Source organism: Alteromonas sp. H39, assembly GCF_047556435.1.
In the GTDB taxonomy this organism is placed as follows: Bacteria; Pseudomonadota; Gammaproteobacteria; order Enterobacterales; family Alteromonadaceae; genus Alteromonas.
In genome coordinates, this window is the sequence record NZ_CP180210.1 from 1,455,360 (window position 1) to 1,472,008 (window position 16,649).

A 16,649-nucleotide genomic window follows, 5' to 3' on the forward strand; every position below is an offset into this window, starting at 1 on the left:
TCCTGTGATTACAGCTTAGTGATATCCAGCGCGTTCCAGTGCGGGAAGTGCTTGCGAACCAGCGCATTAAATTCAACTTCAAACTCAGAGAACTGCGTTGAATCGTGTTGATCGTCGCCAGTCAGTGCATCAATTATCATGCCTGAACCAACCGTTCCGTTGGTCAATCTATCAATGACAATGAATGCGCCGGTGGGACGGTTTTTGCTGTAGGGGTCGCAGGCAACAGCTTGCTGGAACTTCAGATCTACTACACCAATTTCATTCAGATTCAGATGCAGTGCATCCTTCTTCTCCAGCGTGTTCACATCAATCTGACAATCGATGTGGGCAACCGAGCCTGTGGTCGTTTTGGTGGCGAACTTAAACGTATACTGTTTGTTCGGCATCATTGGCTCTTCGCTCATCCACACAAGATGTGACTTGAACTGGGTGGACAGCAGTGGCTGGTTGTCTGATTTCACAATCATGTCGCCACGGGAAATATCAATCTCATCTTCCAGCGTGAGCGTTACTGCCTGAGGCACGTAAGCGCGATCCTGCTCACCTTCAAAGGTAACAATAGATTTCACTTTGGACGTCTTGCCTGACGGCAACGCGGTGACGTCGTCGCCAGGCGCAATTTGTCCTGAAACCACAGTACCGGCAAAGCCACGGAAATCCAGGTTAGGGCGGTTTACATACTGAACCGGGAAGCGGAAATCGTCATGATTTGCATCTTCGCCAATTTCGATGTTTTCCAGAAGCTGCATCAGCGGCGTGCCATCAAACCAAGGCGTATTCGGACTTTGGTTTACCACGTTATCGCCTTCCAGTGCCGAAATTGGCACAAAGCGGATGTCCGGTATATTCAGCTGTTCAGCAAACTTTAGGTAGTCTTCGCGAATCTGGTTATACACCTCTTCGCTGTAATCCATCAGGTCCATTTTGTTAACGGCAACGATAACGTGCTGGATACCTAACAAAGAAACCAGAAATGAGTGACGTTTTGTCTGCACTTTCACGCCGCCGCGGGCATCCACCAGAATAATTGCCAGATCACAGGTAGAGGCACCAGTAACCATGTTGCGGGTGTATTGCTCGTGTCCAGGCGTATCAGCAATGATGAACTTACGTTTGTCAGTAGAGAAGTAGCGGTATGCCACATCAATAGTGATACCCTGCTCACGTTCTGATTGCAGGCCATCTACCAGTAGTGCCAGATCCACTTTTTCACCGGTGGTTCCCATTTTCTTGCTGTCTTTGGTGATGGCAGCAAGCTGGTCTTCATAAATCATTTTTGAGTCGTGCAATAAGCGACCAATCAGGGTGCTTTTGCCGTCATCAACGCTACCACAAGTCAAAAAACGCAGTAGATCTTTCTTTTCATGTTGTTCCAGATAAGACAGGACGTCTTCTCTTAATAATTCGTTTTCGTTATTCATGCTTATGCACTCACAAGGAAGAAGGGGTTCAAAACAGACTCTTTCTGATTGTAAGTCAGAGCCTCGGCGTCGGGGTCCAGCGGATTTTCCGGATCGAGCACAGTGACTTTAGCACCGGCGGCGGTCGCAACGGCGTGAGCAGCTCCAGTATCCCACTCGGAGGTAGGACCCAAACGTGGATAGAGGTGCGCTTCACCTTCAGCGACCAGGCATAGCTTCAGAGAGCTGCCCATTGCCACCAACTCGGTTTCACCGTCAAGTTGCGCCATCAGGTTTTTAATTTCAGGGCTCTGGTGGGAGCGACTGTCTACAATTTTCCAGGTATCGCCCTGGCTGTGAACTCTGGCAGAGATCGCGGTAAATTCGCCATCTTGCTCAGTCCAGGCACCTCTGCCTTCAATACCGATGTAGGCTTTGTTCAGGGCCGGGGCATAAACCACGCCCATTACCGGTTTTCCGCCATCAATCAGCGCGATGTTTACCGTAAATTCACCGTTTTTCTTGATGAACTCTTTGGTACCATCAAGGGGGTCGACCAGCCAGTATTGCTGCCAGCTTTGTCTCTCTTCCCATGGAATATCGGCTGATTCCTCTGACAAAATAGGTAGGTCAGAAATCGCTTTCAGTTCATCAACGATAACGTGATGCGCTGCTAAGTCAGCTTCTGTTAACGGGCTGGTATCCTGCTTTTCATAAATGGTGAAATCTTTCTCGTAGATTGCCATAATCTTATCGCCGGCCAGCTTGGTAATACGAAGTACCTGCTGCGCGAGTGGATCGGAAAGTGCCATTATACAAGTCCTTTTTCGGCTAAGAGGTTATACAAACGCTCTGCAGTATCTTCAGCTGGCTCATCTTTATATTCAAGATGAATCTCAGGCGAAGCCGGTGCTTCGTAAGCAGAATCGATGCCGGTGAAGTCTTTGATTTCACCGTTGCGTGCTTTTTTATACAGCCCTTTAGGGTCGCGCTGTTCGCACACTTCCAGCGGGGTATCAACAAACACCTCGATAAACTCGCCCTCGGCCAGTAAGTTGCGACAAAAGTCACGGTCTGCCCTGAAAGGTGAGATAAAGGCGGTCAGTACGATCATGCCGGAATCAACAAACAGCTTAGCCACTTCACTGATGCGGCGAATGTTTTCTACGCGGTCAGTGTCGCTGAATCCAAGGTCGCCACAGAGTCCGTGACGCACATTGTCGCCATCCAGCAGATAAGTATGCTTTTTTTCGCCGTGCAACTTCTTCTCCAGCAAGTTAGCCAGCGTCGATTTACCGGAACCGGATAATCCTGTCAGCCACAACACCCGCGGTGCCTGTCCCAGGCTTTCGGCACGGGTGGCTTTATTCACCTCATGCTTATGCCAGACAATATTTGTGGCCATTAGAAATATCCTTCCATTTTCTTTTTCTCCATGGAGCCAGCGCTATCGTGGTCGATAACACGTCCCTGGCGTTCAGAGGTTTTGGTAAGCAACATCTCCTGAATCACGTCGGGCAGGGTATCTGCCTCGGACTCTACCGCGCCTGTTAGTGGATAACAGCCAAGCGTACGGAAGCGAACCGAGCGCATTTCTGGCTTCTCACCTTCTTCCAGCGGCATGCGGTCGTCATCGACCATAATCAGTACTCCGTCACGCTCTACCACAGGGCGTGGTTTCGCTAAGTACAGTGATGGGATTTCGATGTTTTCCAGATAGATATATTGCCAGATATCCAGCTCTGTCCAGTTAGACATTGGGAATACACGAATACTTTCGCCTTTATTAATTTGCGAATTGTAGATATTCCAAAGCTCTGGACGCTGATTTTTCGGATCCCAGCGGTGGTTGCTGTCTCGGAAAGAGTAAACGCGTTCTTTCGCGCGGGATTTTTCTTCATCACGGCGGGCACCACCGAAAGCGGCATCAAACTTGTACTTGTTCAGCGCTTGCTTGAGTGACGCGGTTTTCATAATGTCGGTATGCTTAGCGCTACCATGCGTGAACGGCCCAACGCCTTGCTCTACGCCTTCCTGGTTGATATGAACCAGCAGATCAAAGCCGTGCTTTTCAGCCTGACGATCACGAAACTCGATCATTTCCCGGAATTTCCATGTGGTGTCTACATGCAACAATGGAAAAGGAATTTTGCCCGGTGCAAATGCTTTGCGCGCCAAGTGCAGAAGAACCGAAGAGTCCTTTCCAACAGAGTACAGCATTACCGGATTATCAAACTCCGCGGCAACTTCTCTGAAAATATGGATACTCTCGGCTTCGAGTTGTTTCAAGTGCGTAATAGACGGGATACTTGCAGTCATTTTTCGAGTCCGATGGTTGAGGTTATATACGAAACGATTATATGCATAGAACGGTAACATATTTAAATGAAAAAGTGCTATGCGATTTTGCTATTTAAAATTCCTTCTTTATACCTACAAATAAATTTTGTCACAGAATCAAAAACGCCGCGTACAGGACGCGGCGTTTTTTTCATAATAGACCAGAACTCACAGTTCTTCTTTCATCTTTTTGTTGAAGACATCAAACATGTCGACAACCCCGTCTCTGGGCTTCCCTGACTTGCTCAGAATAATGATAGTCAGAGTAGAAAGAATAAACCCGGGAACGATTTCATACATCCAGGCTGACAGTCGTTGCCCCTGAATTTCTAACGGCAAGTAGATCCAGACCAGTACGGTAACCGCACCGACAATCATACCACCCAGCGCAGCCCGACGTGTCATATCACGTTTAAACAGGCTAAATAGTACCAACGGACCAAATGCCGCACCAAAACCGGCCCAGGCATTGCTCACCAACGTCAGGATCGTGCTGTCTCTGTCGTAAGCCAGGTAAATGGCCACCGCTGCAACCACCACGACCGAGATACGACCGGCAATCACCAGTTCCTTATCGGAAGCATCGCGACGCAGGAAGGCCTTGTAAAAGTCTTCCGTCAGCGAGCTGGAGGTAACGAGAAGCTGTGAAGAGATGGTACTCATAATCGCTGCCAGAATGGCTGCCAGCAAGAAGCCACCAATTAACGGATGGAACAGAATTTGAGACAGGTAGATAAATACGGTTTCCGGATCGATGGTGTTGTTGTTGCCCGTGACATAGGCAAGACCGAACAGACCCGTCATCAGCGCCCCAATTATCGAAACAATCATCCAGCTCATACCGATATTACGAGCCGCAGGGACATCTTTCACTGAGCGAATTGCCATAAAGCGCACAATAATGTGTGGCTGACCAAAGTAACCCAGTCCCCAGGAGGCCAGCGATATAATTCCGATAATGGAAATGGCTGTGCCTGTCTGGGCATTCATGAATGGATCAAATAGCGCCAGGTCAATGCTTTTCAGAGAGTCTACTGAAGCGCCAAGACCACCGAGTTCCATTATTACCACGACGGGCACCATTACCAGTGAAATAAACATGATACAGCCTTGCACGAAGTCGGTCATACTCACTGCCATGAACCCCCCAATAAGGGTATAAGCGACCACGACACCAGCGGTGACATACAAACCCACTTCGTAACTTAATCCAAATGAGCTTTCGAACAACTTGCCACCGGCCACAACGCCCGATGAAGTATAGAGGGTGAAGAAAATAACAATCACCACCGACGCGATGACACGCAGAATACGGGTATTATCAGCGAAGCGGTTTTCAAAGTAATCAGGGAGAGTAATGGAATTTTTCGCGACTTCTGTGAATACGCGAAGGCGAGGAGCAACCAGAATATAGTTAGCCAATGCGCCAATTACCAGACCAATGGCGATCCAGCCGGCTGAGATCCCCTGAATATACATGGCGCCAGGAAGGCCCATTAACATCCAGCCACTCATATCGGATGCGCCGGCTGATAATGCTGTCACGGCGGGACCAAGCTGTCTGCCGCCAAGCATATATCCTTCAACGTCAGTATTTGTCTGGCGGTAGGCGAAAACCCCTATACCCAGCATTACGACGAAATACAATCCAAGTGAAATTATCGTGCCTGTAGCCATACGTTTTCCTTTTTTTCTTTCATGCTATCAGGAAGAGACTCAAGTCTCTAGGGATGGTGCGTATTAGTCTTAAGCCAATAGTCACTTTTTATTTGAAATTACAATAACTTCCTAAAACATTGAGACATAGTACACCAAACGCGTATACGTAAAGCTGATGGGAAAAGATGACTGACTCGGCGAATCGTCATCTGGGCAGACACTGATGCGGTAAGAGGAGACACAGCAAATCGAAAAGAGCCCCCTCGCAGAGGGCTATCATCGGCTTATGCTGAAAACTGGATCTTGCTTTTGACTTCCTGCATTACCGGAGTCAAATCGGCACGCTTGTCACCTACCACAAGAATGTTTGCCCGTTGCATTTTAACCGCCTCGCCGTGAAACGTGTCATTTGAGAACGCATCCGGCAATACGATGTCTTTGCGATGTGGAACGACGAACACGGACATCAAACCCTGGTCGGTTTCCATAATCAGATGCAGGCTGCGCACATTGTTGAGGTGACAATAATTTGCCACTTTGACATTACCGACCATATCAGTCAGCGAGGCTCCAAAACCAGCAAGCTTGGCATTCACCTGGGTCAGGTCCACTGGCAATCCTGAATGTGATTGCTCCGCGGCAGCGTATTGCATGTGCACTAAAGCTTCATTTCCCAGGCTTACTTCGGCACGGTTAAACAAGGTAAGGCTTATGCCAACAGCAAATGCCACTGATGCGGCCATTGCGACATACCACCGGCTGCGTTTTTTGTGCCGTACAAACTCATTGGCGGTCTGTTGCCAGATGAGTTTATGAGCCATATCCTCGGGGACGGGGATTTTCATTACCTCCAGCAATGCACTGTCCTGGGCTTTTTGTTCCTGCCAAAATGCTTGTTTTGCCGGGTCTGACTTTGCAGCCTCGATCACCTCGCGATCCGTCGTGTCTGGATTGGCGTAGACACGACGCCTGAATTCTAACTCATCCATTTTGACGACCTCGTTGATTCTCTTGTCTTTGCATGGCGTCCCGAAGCTGGTTTCTTGCTCTGAACAGTCGGGTCATGACCGTGTTTTTATTTAAACTGAGCTGGTCTGCTATTTCTTCTCCGCTAAATCCGAACAGCAACTGCAGTACCAGCGGTTCACGGTATTCTTCGCTTAATCCGCCAAGGAGGCGGTGAAGATCCCGCTGCTCTGTGCTGCTCTCCGAATGGGCTGTGTCATCAATCACGCTAACGTCATCGATGTCTACCGTATCCAGTTGCTTGCGTTCAAATCGTCTGGCGTTCTCCCGACGAACAATGGTGATAAGCCAGGATTTTGCAGCCTGTTGCTCTTTTAGTGAGTCAAGAGAGCGCCACGCACGCAAAAACGTTTCCTGAACGATGTCTTCAGCGATACTTTTATCTTTCACAAGCCAGTACGCATACCGGTAAATGTCGGCATGAAACGCGTGCACAAGGGCTTCGTAGCGTTGTTGTTTTTCTTTCATATCCGATAAGACCCTGCCTTCGGATATTTTATTTCGCCGGAGCATAAAAATGTGGCTTCATGAATAAAATAAGGCGTGACTACTATATCCCAGGGGGCCGGTAATCTCATCTTCCCGCAACTGATTTATCAGACTGGCAGACGACTTTGATAAGGGAGAGCAACCGAATAAGTATTACCAACAGTGGGGAAGGGCGCTATTGCGCGTATTGTGAGAACAATTAATTTCGCTGTACAGTTCACTGACCAGTTATCTTTATCATGCGCGTTAAGTCAGACGTATTACTGGCAGTTGCCATGGCGGGGTTTTCATTCAGGCGGTCGTTTACCTGCGATACGTCATCAGGACAGTCATTTTACTGCAAATAAAAAAGCCCGACTCGATGGCCGGGCTTTTGCAGAAATTTTATTTATCCCTGCTTACTGGTCTTGACTGATGCAATCCAGGTGTCAATTTTTTCTTCCAGAATTGACAGCGGTACGGTGCCGTCTTTCAGTACTTCATCGTGGAAGCCAGCATAAGAGAAGTCATCGCCCAGCTCCTGCATGGCTTTATCGCGTAGCTCCATGATTTTTAGTTTACCAATCATATACGCTGTCGCCTGACCCGGCATGGCAATGTAGCGTTCAATGGCTTTAACTGCATCGTATTCCGGGTTAGGCGTGTTTTCTATCAAGTACGCAATAGCGTCTTCGCGGCTCCACTTTTTCGCATGAATACCGGTATCCACTACCAGACGGCACGCGCGCCATAATTCCATAGCCAAACGGCCAAAGTCAGAGTAGGGGTCTTCATAAAATCCCATGTCTTTCGCCAGTTCTTCAGAATACAGACCCCAGCCTTCGGTGTACGCCGTGAAACTCTGAAACTTCTGGAACTGAGGAATACCATCAAGCTCCTGAGCAATAGCGCGTTGCATATGGTGACCAGGGATCCCTTCGTGGTATGCCAGCGCTTCTAACTGATAGGTTGGCATGGCCTTCATATCGTAGAGGTTTGCATAATATACACCGGGGCGGCTGCCGTCCTGTGCCGGATTCTGATAGAACGCTTTGCCGGCAGACTCTTCTCGGAAAGCTTCGACACGTTTCACCACGATAGGCGCTTCTGGCAGGATCCCGAAGTACTCAGGTATTGCGCCACGCATGTCGTCAATGACACGTTTCGCTTCGTCAAGATACTGCTGACGGCCTTCATCGGTATTCGGATAGTAGAACTGATCGTCTTCACGCATGAAGACAAAAAACTCCTGCAATGTGCCTTCAAAGCCGACTTGCTCCATGATCTCACGCATCAGGTTGTGGATACGCTCGACATTTTCAAGGCCAATATTATGGACCTCATCGGCTGTCATATCAGTCGTGGTGAAGTAATTAAGTCGGTTTTGATACCAGGCTTCGCCATCAGGTAAGCGCCATACACCATCACCTTCAGGGGTCAGTGTACGTTGGTGCTTAAGCGCGGCTACGAAGTCTTCGTAAGCGGGTTTCACCGAAGTGATAAGTGCCGCTTTTGCCTCGCCAATCAGGTTTTGCTTTTCAACATCGGAGAGATCCAGCGCGTTAACCTTATTGGTAAAGTCTTCCCAGATGCTGGAAGGCTCTGCGTCAGGCTCGAATGGCGCACCGGATATAACGTTTTCGGACGCCTGAATCATTTGATCATACGACCATGCCGGTGGAAATACGCCTAATTCCTCCCGCAGTTTCATTTGTTCGATGACCTGATCGAACATGTCATCCACTTTATCCAGGCGGCTGATATACGCTTTCGCGTCTGACACGTCAGATACCCGGTGAATATTGATAAGAAAGCTTGGCACCATCGTGTGGGCCGCGCGGAACTGATGCACAATGTAGGAGTGATGACGGAATTTGTCGTTTCGAATGTCCCGCTCAAGACCCAGCCGGTAAAGTCTGACACTCAGCTTTTCCTGTTCGGAGAGTTTTTCCGTGTCGAACATATTCAGTTCTTCCAGACGGTTCTTCGCTGTCGCGATAGCCTTGTCCTGCTCCTCTTCTGTGAACTGGTCCCACTCGCCGTAGTCATCTTTTATCCCCAGATAACTCTGGAACATCGGAGAGCGGTTTAAGTCTTCCTGAAATGTACGGGAAAAAAAGTTCTGTACGCGCTGTGATTCACTCATCGCCGCCGTTTGTTGAGACTCTGTTGACGTTGTCTCGGTTTTAGGGGGGCGCGTATCATTGGCAGGTGAGCAGGCCATCAAGCCGGTTATGGCGATGGCAAGTGGAGCAAGGCGCCACGGTGTTGGTTTCATAAGAGTCTCCCAAGCTTGTTGCTTTTCCTGAGCCTTGATGCATGCGTGGTTGTTCGGCTCAGGGCATTGTTATTCTGGTTCATAGGAAGCACGCCATTATTATTTAACACCAGGATACAGTGGTGGTAACAGGGTGCCCGTAGTATTTCTCTGTTGCTTAAACGTATTTCTGGCAGCTTTCAGGTCACCTCTAAATGACTTTTTGTTCCATTTGTCGCTGCTGTTGCCATACCGACTGGCCAACATTGTGTTCATATGTTGCTGGATGGGGTGTAAGGCCGGTTCTGTTGACATGGCGACGTGCGCTTGTTGCCCAGGTAGTAATGCCGCAACCCACACAGTCAGCGCTCGCTGTATGTCACCGACATTGTCAGTGGTCTCGACTGTGCGAAGTAAACGTCGGAAAGCTTCATCCTCTGCACTGATACCGCTCTTTGCTGTTTGCCGGGCGGAGAGATTACCGCCAAGCTTACGGCGAAAATAAAGCACAGTAGCAAGCCAGCCAATACAAGACGCAATCAACGCAGCCAGTAGATACAGGTTAAGTGAATCTGTTATTGGCGGCGTGTCGACAGAAGATGGTTCGGCATCGACCGACATGCCTTTTTCCGGGCGTGATTGACTGGTTGTCACATTTTCAACAGGCGGTTGCGCAGCCACTGACGGAGTCGATGTGCCTGGAGCCGGAGCAACAGAAATGGTCCGAGCCGGCAACGTTGCCTTTTCTGTCTCACCAGTGAGCACGTTAAACCACGACACCGTGACATCAGGCAGCACGTACTGTCCCGGTTGTGTGGGAATAATAGCCAGTGATTCTACCCGCTGTGCAATCAAAGTGTTGTCTCTCTCCACCGTGGCAGTATTTGCCTGATCTGGATAAAGTTTGAAATCTGGCGGGTAACGCTGAGGCAGTTCGGGTAATTGCTCTTCCACCACGCCCATCGCCGTCAGGGTAATCGTTCTGGTGATGGGTTCACCTACGGTCAGGGTTTCCCCTTCGGGCCATTCTTCATCAAGTTGCACGTATTCACTGGGAAGCCAGTGATAGCTGATGTTATCCGGCACGGCCTTTACTTCAATGCTGATATCTGGTCCTACCCGGTTCACCTGCTGCGTTCGGTTGAAAAAGCCAAACCGCTGGTTGGTATTCGGTGCGACCACTTCTCCGGTAAAAACGGGCCCTCGGATTGTAAAGCTACCCGATTGTTGTGGAATGATGGCAAAATTTCTTTCTATGATTTGAAAGCGCTTGCCGTCAACGATATCAGTATATTGTTTGTCATCACCAATCTGACGGACTTCTGCATTTTCCAGTTCAGGTGACTGTAACGCACCCTGTTCTATCCGGGTTGCCAGATGCAGCTTAGCGGTGTAATGAATCTGTTGATGCAGGTACACCTCGGAGGTATCGACGCTGGTGGTCACGAAGTAGTCTCTTGAGGCCTGTCCGCTGCCCTGAGAAACGGGAATAACTTTTATCTGAATAGGCTGTGTCTGTTTACCTTCAATGGTAAATGCAGGGATCGTAAAGGTGCCGGTAGCGCGGGGAAATAATGTGGTCGTCCACACGGTGGTCTGGGTGGAATTAAAATTAACAATAGACGTGCGGCTACTGACTGACGTTCTTCCAACCACAAAGTCTTTGAGTAGCGGAGAGCTGTCAAACGCCTCCCGGGAAGCATCGCCCTGCGCCGTGACGGTAAGGCGAATTGCCTCATCTACCATTACCGGATTGTTGTCTACTGACGCCTCAACGGCATCGACCTGAGCACCTGCAGCGCTGGTGAAAAACAGGCTGCTTAATAGCAGAAATAGTATCGTTCTCATTACCACTCTCTCTGATTCGTCGGCATACGCTGGCGCCTGCGCTGCTGGGCTTCTAACTGCATTTTGCGCTTAAGCAGAAATGCGGGGTCGTCCGGTACCCGTCGCATCAGGTTATCCAGTCGTTGTTGGGCTTCTTTTTCTTCATCTGTTAATTCGCCCGCTGCGGCGGCTGACTGTGCTTGTTGCTGTGCGTCCTGCTCATCCTGCTGCTCAGTGGGCTGTGGCTCACCGTCCTGTTTCTGGTCATTCTGCTCTTCCGACTCATCCGCAGACTGTTCCTGCTCAGGCTGTTGCTGGTTGTCCTCGCCCTGCGCCCCGCCATCCTGGTTTTGTTGCTGAGACTGATCAGTATCACCGGCAGACGGTTCGGAGTCGTTTTGCTCACCTTGCTGGTTCTGATCTTCACCATTACCTTGCTGGGAGGCGTTGCTGTCGTCCTGGTTTTGCTGATCTTGTTGCTGGTTCTGATTATTTTGATTTTGTTGCTGTTGTTGTTCCTGCTGCTGTTTGAGCTTTTCCAGCAGGGCTTTGTTTTCAGCCGCATCCTTGTTGTCCGGCTGTTGTGCCAGCACCGCATCGTACTTCTCAATGGCATCATCCAGCTTGCCCAGGCGGGCAAGTGCGTTGCCTTGATTGTAAAGCGCGTCTGGCGTGTTCAGTTTTGAAAAAGACGCAAGTGCCGCCTCATAATTACCGGCTTTGTACTGCGCCGCTCCCTGCCATGACGGATCATCAAAAAGTTCTGCCGCTTTACCAAACTGTTCCTGTCTGAAGCTGGCAAGCCCTTCCTGATCGCGATTGAGAAACGGCGTTTCCCACCAGGGTAGGGCATCCTGAGTCGACGTGGTGGCCTCTTCTTTCTGCGCAGACGCCGGTGGACTTAGGGGCATTAGCAGTGGCAAAAGCATCATCACTAAAACACCACGTCGAAAGGCATAAGCAGCAAATGGTAATAGTAGTAGTAGCAGATAAGGACCCAGTTCCTGCCATTGGTCACCGGCCCGGTCGTCGGTAGGACCGCTGTCTCCAGCCTGCCTTTGGTTGAGTGAAAGGGAAGCAAGATGGGCAATATCGCTGTCATCCGGTGTTATGTCGGTATACCGGCCTCCACCTGCCTGTGCGATGCCACGAAGCAGGCTGTCATCCATTTTGGGGATCACAATGGCACCACTGGTTTGTTTCAGAAGCTCGCCGTTAACCTGTTTTATTGGTGCGCCATCTGCCGTGCCGACTCCCATCACGCTCACATCATAGGGCAGGCCTTGTACATAATCCTGCAGCTCGGTTTGTTGCTCTCTTTCAATGCCATCGGTTATCCAGAAAATGCTACCCTGGTTATATCCGGCTTGTTCCAGCAATTCTGCTGCCGTCTGAATGCCCAGTAACGGATCGCTGCCGGCAACCGGCATAATTTCAGGGCTCAGGCTGGGGAGCAGCGTGGTGAGATTACTGGCATCGGTGGTTAGCGGGCTGATGACAAAGGCGTCACCAGCATAGGCAACCAGCCCCATCTCGCCCTCTCCAATCTCATTGATAAGATCTATGGCTTTGTATTTAGCACGAGTCAGACGATCCGGCGTGACATCGGTAGCACGCATCGATAGTGACATATCCAGCACCAACACATGGCCGGTATTGAGCTGATATACCGGTTGCGGCAGTCGTTCCCACGTCGGGCCGGCCAGAGCAGTCACGGCAATAAGCCATCCGAATGCGAGTAGCCAGAAGGGCGGGCGTACACCTTTGCCGGGCTTGCCTTCGGTCATGGAGTGATACAGGTGAGAGGCAACAACACTTTGCCAGCCAGACTGGCGTTGTCGCCAGTGACGAACCAGGAAAAACAGGATCGCCAGTGGCACAAGCGCGATAAACCACTCAGGTCTTATAAAATGAAACTGGGCTAATTGGGATACCGGAAATGTCATTGCGATTCTCCGACAGCTCGACCTGAAAACAGTCTTTTCAACAGCATGTTTAAAACGAAACCTAGCATGGGTAAGACTGACAGACACAACGCTGCTGCCAGCGGATAATGAAATAATGCCGTCAGGGGGCGCATTTTGCGGCTTTCACCCTCTATGGGTTCCAGTCTGTCTAATGTCTGGTAAATCGATTCCAGCTCTTCGACATCTCTCGCCCGAAAATATTCGCCGCCAGTGGCATCGGCGATATCGGTTAACATGCCTTCATCGAGTTCCTGCGAAGGATTAATCTGACGGCTGCCAAAAAAGCTTTGAACCAGCATGCGGTCAGCGCCAACGCCGATGGTATACACTGTAACCCCTTTGTTTACCGCAAGTTCTTTGGCCTGCTCAGGAGTGATATTACCCGCTGTATTCTGGCCATCTGTAAGCAGAATAAGCACCTTATTAGACTCTTCTTTCTCATCAAACCGTTTTACCGCCAGCCCAATCGCGTCTCCGATAGCTGTTTGTTCACCCACCAGGCCAATGACAGCCTCTTCAAGCAACGTAGCAACGGTTTCCCGATCATAAGTCAGCGGCGCCTGCACGTAGGCGGTGTCTGCGAATAAAATAAGTCCTAAGCGATCACCAACACGACGTTTGATAAAGTCATTGAGCACCGATTTTGTCATCGTTAGTCGGTTCACCTGACGGCCGCCTAAGGACATATCATCAATTTTCATACTGCCGGACAAATCTACAGCCAGCATCATCTCGCGGCCCTCGTCGGGGATACTGACAGGCTCGCCAAGCCATTGCGGACGGGCGCTTGCCACCACCAGTAAAATCCATACTACGATAGCAAGCAGGCTACGCCAGCGGCTTCTGCCAATTCTGAGTGTGGATGCCTGATGATCCGGCCGTACACCCGGTACTTTCAATGCCACATGCTGAGCCTGCGCACGAGCTGGCAGCAATAACATCAGCAATGGCAGCGGCAACACAAACAGTACCCACCACCAGGCAAACTCAAACATGCTGGTACTCCTCTAGGTGAGAGAATCGGGCACGCTTAACCCACTCTCTGCAGGACTGATGTACCGCAGTAAACTCGTTATTGTCTGGCGGAAGTGCCTGATAGCGTAAATCGGCAAGACGACTAAGTCCCGGCATAATCGTTTTGGCACGGGAGGGGGGCAGTGTCTCTTGCAAAAATTGCTGCCACTTTTCTCCGTGCAATGAAGCAACAGACTCCTGTGAACAGTACGCCAGTGCCATCCGTTTAAGCAAAGCGTTCAATCTGGCAGGCCAGTTTTCGCTGTCGGCGGTAATGGTGGCCAGCTCTTGTTGAGCCATTCTTCGTGCGCGTTGGTGACGATGCTTTCTTACTACGACCACGGCTAATGCAATAAGAACAACGGTTGCCAACGCAATTACCAGCCACCAGCCCCAGTCAAGTGGCCAGTAACTGACATCCGTTGGTGTATGGATATCGTTGAGTTGGGCCAGCGGATCCTGTTGAGGTACGCCCTGCATCAGCGAACTCCTCTCTGCAGTTCAAGAAGTTGATCATCCAGGCTCAGGCCTGCACTAACGTGATGATGCCTTACTCGCGAGCGGGAAAACGCCGCAGCGATTGCAGACTCTTGTTGCTCACGCCATTGTCGGTAGGCAGCCATTTCCTGCTTATCTCCTAACATCCAGGTCTGCTGCGCGTGGCCATCGGTCACGTTGACGGGCTGTACAATACTGGTGTCAGGTAACGCGTGTTCCATAGGGTCAGTTATCTCCACTGCATTGACTTCACAATGACGGGATAACTGACTGATATGTTGTTGTGACGCATCAGACAAGTGCTGAAAATCAGAAATCAGGTACACCAGACTGCCTGGGCGCGCAAGACGACGAGCCCGGGCACAAACGTCGGTAAATGCGCTTGTCTGGGCAGCCTCGTCGGCCTGCACATTACGACTTTGCTGCTGCAGTGTGATTAGCTCATGACAAATATTCAGTACTGCACGTTTGCGGGACAAGGGTTTGCATTCCCGGTGTTTACCTGAGGAAAACAGCATTGCGCCGACTTTATCTCCGCGCGTAGCAGCAGACCAGCTTATTAGTGATGTCAGGTGAGCTGCCTGCACGGCTTTGGTCAGCAGGCGGGTACCAAACTGCATTGACGGTGACAGATCACAGAGAATAAACACTGGGCGTTCCCGCTCTTCACGGTAAATTTTTGTGTGCGTTTTTCCGGTCCGGGCGGTGACACGCCAGTCTATAGCACGGATGTCGTCACCAGCCTGATAATGCCTGGCTTCGTCAAACTCCATCCCGCGCCCTTTATGACGGGTAAGATAACTTCCAGCCAATCGGGCCTGAGGCGTCCGCTTAGGTGTTAAATCCATGAGCCGGGTCAGTTGCTGATACCGCAACAGCTCAGCAACGCTGAGATTGAGTCCGTCAGTTACCAGCTTGGTCAGGTTTTCCTGAATTGATTGCATAATGGTTATCAGGGTACAGCAACAGTCGCGACAATTTTATCTAATACCTGATTGGCGGTGATCCCCTCGGCTTCGGCCTGATAGGACAAAATAATGCGATGACGAAGCACGTTGTGAACCACAGCCTGGATGTCATCCGGGCCGACAAAATCCCGGCCGCACAGCCACGCATGCGCACGGGCACAGCGGTCTAGACTAATAGTGGCACGTGGACTGGCACCAAACTCGATCCAGCTGGCCATGCTGTCGTCAAACTGTCCTGGATTACGGGTCGCTATAACCAGTTGAACCAGGTACTGCTCTAACTCCGGTGCCATATAAAGCGCCAGAGCAGCTTTACGGGCAGCAAAGATATCATCCTGAGATAGGGATGGTGGCGCTATCGGGTTTTGCTGTAATTCTTCGTCACGGGTAAGCCGTAGAATTTGCAGCTCGGTTTCCGCTTGTGGGTAGTCGATTTCTACATGCATCAGAAAGCGGTCCAGCTGCGCTTCAGGCAGCGGGTACGTCCCTTCCTGCTCAAGTGGGTTTTGCGTTGCCATCACCATAAAAAGCGGGGGAAGGGGATAGGTTTTGTTACCTACCGTAATTTGCCGCTCCGCCATTGCTTCCAGTAAGGCTGACTGTACTTTTGCCGGAGCACGGTTGATTTCGTCGGCCAGCACCAGGTTATGAAAAAGAGGGCCTTGCTGGAACACAAACTCGCCGGTTTCCGGTCGGTAAATATCAGTACCGGTTAAATCGGCAGGGAGTAGGTCAGGGGTAAATTGTACGCGATGAAAATCTCCATCCATACCGTTCGCCAGCGCATTTATTGCACGGGTTTTCGCCAGGCCAGGAGGCCCTTCCACTAATAAATGCCCATCTGCAAGTAACGCAGTCAACAGGCTGCGTGTCAGTGCCTGTTGACCAATAATTTGCGAATCCAGATACGTTTGCAATTGTTTAAATTGCTCAGCTGCCATTGCGTTAATCCCGTTTGTTTTATTCTGTTTATGTTACCAGGAGAAGGTGTAAGCTAGTCTATCATCATCCCGCCATGCGGGGTTTCAGAGTGATACAGAACTGCAACCCGCAAACCTAAAGCAATACATCGCCTGTATTGGTTTTCTGTAAGAGCTCGCGGGTATGCGCAGATAGAACAGAGTTGCCCTGACTGGTTCATACCTTCAGCCAGACAAATGACAGTTCAGTTTCTTTAACTGCCAGTTAACCTGAAAGACCACAGACTGAATTACTCCTTCCC

At 50.2% G+C, this 16,649-nt stretch carries 14 protein-coding genes; all 14 read right to left on the bottom strand.

What is annotated here, in order from left to right:
* Positions 1-8: 8 nt before the first annotated feature.
* The 14 genes from cysN to ACLBLI_RS06405 all read right to left on the bottom strand — a co-directional run bounded on the left by cysN (position 9) and on the right by ACLBLI_RS06405 (position 16,368).
* Positions 9-1,424, bottom strand: coding sequence for a sulfate adenylyltransferase subunit CysN (cysN, locus tag ACLBLI_RS06340; protein ID WP_414830273.1), 1,416 nt, complete (start codon positions 1,422-1,424; stop codon positions 9-11).
* 2 nt (positions 1,425-1,426) lie between these two features.
* Positions 1,427-2,215 (bottom strand): 3'(2'),5'-bisphosphate nucleotidase CysQ, encoded by a 789-nt coding sequence (gene cysQ, locus ACLBLI_RS06345; RefSeq protein WP_414830274.1) that lies wholly within the window; start codon positions 2,213-2,215, stop codon positions 1,427-1,429.
* Positions 2,215-2,808 (bottom strand): adenylyl-sulfate kinase, encoded by a 594-nt coding sequence (gene cysC / locus ACLBLI_RS06350; protein WP_414830275.1) that lies wholly within the window; start codon positions 2,806-2,808, stop codon positions 2,215-2,217. The genes cysQ and cysC overlap by 1 nt, the downstream gene beginning before the upstream one ends.
* A complete protein-coding gene (cysD, locus tag ACLBLI_RS06355) occupies positions 2,808-3,722 on the bottom strand; it encodes a sulfate adenylyltransferase subunit CysD (RefSeq protein WP_414830276.1) in 915 nt (304 codons plus the stop codon). The genes cysC and cysD overlap by 1 nt, the downstream gene beginning before the upstream one ends.
* Positions 3,723-3,911: 189 nt before the next feature.
* A complete protein-coding gene (gene putP, locus ACLBLI_RS06360; RefSeq protein ID WP_414830277.1) occupies positions 3,912-5,420 on the bottom strand; it encodes a sodium/proline symporter PutP in 1,509 nt (502 codons plus the stop codon).
* Between the two features lie 266 nt (positions 5,421-5,686).
* Positions 5,687-6,391, bottom strand: a complete 705-nt coding sequence (locus tag ACLBLI_RS06365) for a DUF3379 family protein (protein ID WP_414830278.1) — start codon at positions 6,389-6,391, stop codon at positions 5,687-5,689.
* Positions 6,384-6,941 carry a sigma-70 family RNA polymerase sigma factor gene (locus ACLBLI_RS06370; protein WP_414830279.1) on the bottom strand — a complete coding sequence of 186 codons (558 nt, stop codon included), beginning with the start codon at positions 6,939-6,941 and terminating at the stop codon, positions 6,384-6,386. The genes ACLBLI_RS06365 and ACLBLI_RS06370 overlap by 8 nt, the downstream gene beginning before the upstream one ends.
* Positions 6,942-7,305: 364 nt before the next feature.
* Complete coding sequence (locus tag ACLBLI_RS06375; protein WP_414830280.1) at positions 7,306-9,174, bottom strand: DUF885 domain-containing protein; 1,869 nt, start codon at positions 9,172-9,174, stop codon at positions 7,306-7,308.
* Positions 9,175-9,273: 99 nt separating this feature from the next.
* A complete protein-coding gene (locus ACLBLI_RS06380; protein WP_414830281.1) occupies positions 9,274-11,001 on the bottom strand; it encodes a BatD family protein in 1,728 nt (575 codons plus the stop codon).
* Positions 11,001-12,926, bottom strand: a complete 1,926-nt coding sequence (locus tag ACLBLI_RS06385) for a VWA domain-containing protein (RefSeq protein ID WP_414830282.1) — start codon at positions 12,924-12,926, stop codon at positions 11,001-11,003. Before ACLBLI_RS06385 ends, ACLBLI_RS06380 begins: the two co-directional genes overlap by 1 nt.
* Positions 12,923-13,942, bottom strand: coding sequence for a vWA domain-containing protein (locus tag ACLBLI_RS06390; RefSeq protein ID WP_414830283.1), 1,020 nt, complete (start codon positions 13,940-13,942; stop codon positions 12,923-12,925). The genes ACLBLI_RS06385 and ACLBLI_RS06390 overlap by 4 nt, the downstream gene beginning before the upstream one ends.
* Positions 13,935-14,441 (bottom strand): DUF4381 domain-containing protein, encoded by a 507-nt coding sequence (locus tag ACLBLI_RS06395; protein ID WP_414830284.1) that lies wholly within the window; start codon positions 14,439-14,441, stop codon positions 13,935-13,937. Before ACLBLI_RS06395 ends, ACLBLI_RS06390 begins: the two co-directional genes overlap by 8 nt.
* Positions 14,441-15,403, bottom strand: coding sequence for a DUF58 domain-containing protein (locus tag ACLBLI_RS06400; protein ID WP_414830285.1), 963 nt, complete (start codon positions 15,401-15,403; stop codon positions 14,441-14,443). Before ACLBLI_RS06400 ends, ACLBLI_RS06395 begins: the two co-directional genes overlap by 1 nt.
* Before the next feature lie 8 nt (positions 15,404-15,411).
* Complete coding sequence (locus ACLBLI_RS06405; protein ID WP_414830286.1) at positions 15,412-16,368, bottom strand: AAA family ATPase; 957 nt, start codon at positions 16,366-16,368, stop codon at positions 15,412-15,414.
* Between the last annotated feature and the right edge of the window lie 281 nt (positions 16,369-16,649).

What these genes read in the sequence shown, in the direction of transcription:
- cysN (WP_414830273.1), bottom strand. Translation starts at nt 1,424, where the DNA reads ATGAATAACGAAAACGAATTATTAAGAGAAGACGTCCTGTCTTATCTG.
- cysQ (WP_414830274.1), bottom strand. Translation starts at nt 2,215, where the DNA reads ATGGCACTTTCCGATCCACTCGCGCAGCAGGTACTTCGTATTACCAAG.
- cysC (WP_414830275.1), bottom strand. Translation starts at nt 2,808, where the DNA reads ATGGCCACAAATATTGTCTGGCATAAGCATGAGGTGAATAAAGCCACC.
- cysD (WP_414830276.1), bottom strand. Translation starts at nt 3,722, where the DNA reads ATGACTGCAAGTATCCCGTCTATTACGCACTTGAAACAACTCGAAGCC.
- putP (WP_414830277.1), bottom strand. Translation starts at nt 5,420, where the DNA reads ATGGCTACAGGCACGATAATTTCACTTGGATTGTATTTCGTCGTAATG.
- ACLBLI_RS06365 (WP_414830278.1), bottom strand. Translation starts at nt 6,391, where the DNA reads ATGGATGAGTTAGAATTCAGGCGTCGTGTCTACGCCAATCCAGACACG.
- ACLBLI_RS06370 (WP_414830279.1), bottom strand. Translation starts at nt 6,941, where the DNA reads ATGCTCCGGCGAAATAAAATATCCGAAGGCAGGGTCTTATCGGATATG.
- ACLBLI_RS06375 (WP_414830280.1), bottom strand. Translation starts at nt 9,174, where the DNA reads ATGAAACCAACACCGTGGCGCCTTGCTCCACTTGCCATCGCCATAACC.
- ACLBLI_RS06380 (WP_414830281.1), bottom strand. Translation starts at nt 11,001, where the DNA reads ATGAGAACGATACTATTTCTGCTATTAAGCAGCCTGTTTTTCACCAGC.
- ACLBLI_RS06385 (WP_414830282.1), bottom strand. Translation starts at nt 12,926, where the DNA reads ATGACATTTCCGGTATCCCAATTAGCCCAGTTTCATTTTATAAGACCT.
- ACLBLI_RS06390 (WP_414830283.1), bottom strand. Translation starts at nt 13,942, where the DNA reads ATGTTTGAGTTTGCCTGGTGGTGGGTACTGTTTGTGTTGCCGCTGCCA.
- ACLBLI_RS06395 (WP_414830284.1), bottom strand. Translation starts at nt 14,441, where the DNA reads ATGCAGGGCGTACCTCAACAGGATCCGCTGGCCCAACTCAACGATATC.
- ACLBLI_RS06400 (WP_414830285.1), bottom strand. Translation starts at nt 15,403, where the DNA reads ATGCAATCAATTCAGGAAAACCTGACCAAGCTGGTAACTGACGGACTC.
- ACLBLI_RS06405 (WP_414830286.1), bottom strand. Translation starts at nt 16,368, where the DNA reads ATGGCAGCTGAGCAATTTAAACAATTGCAAACGTATCTGGATTCGCAA.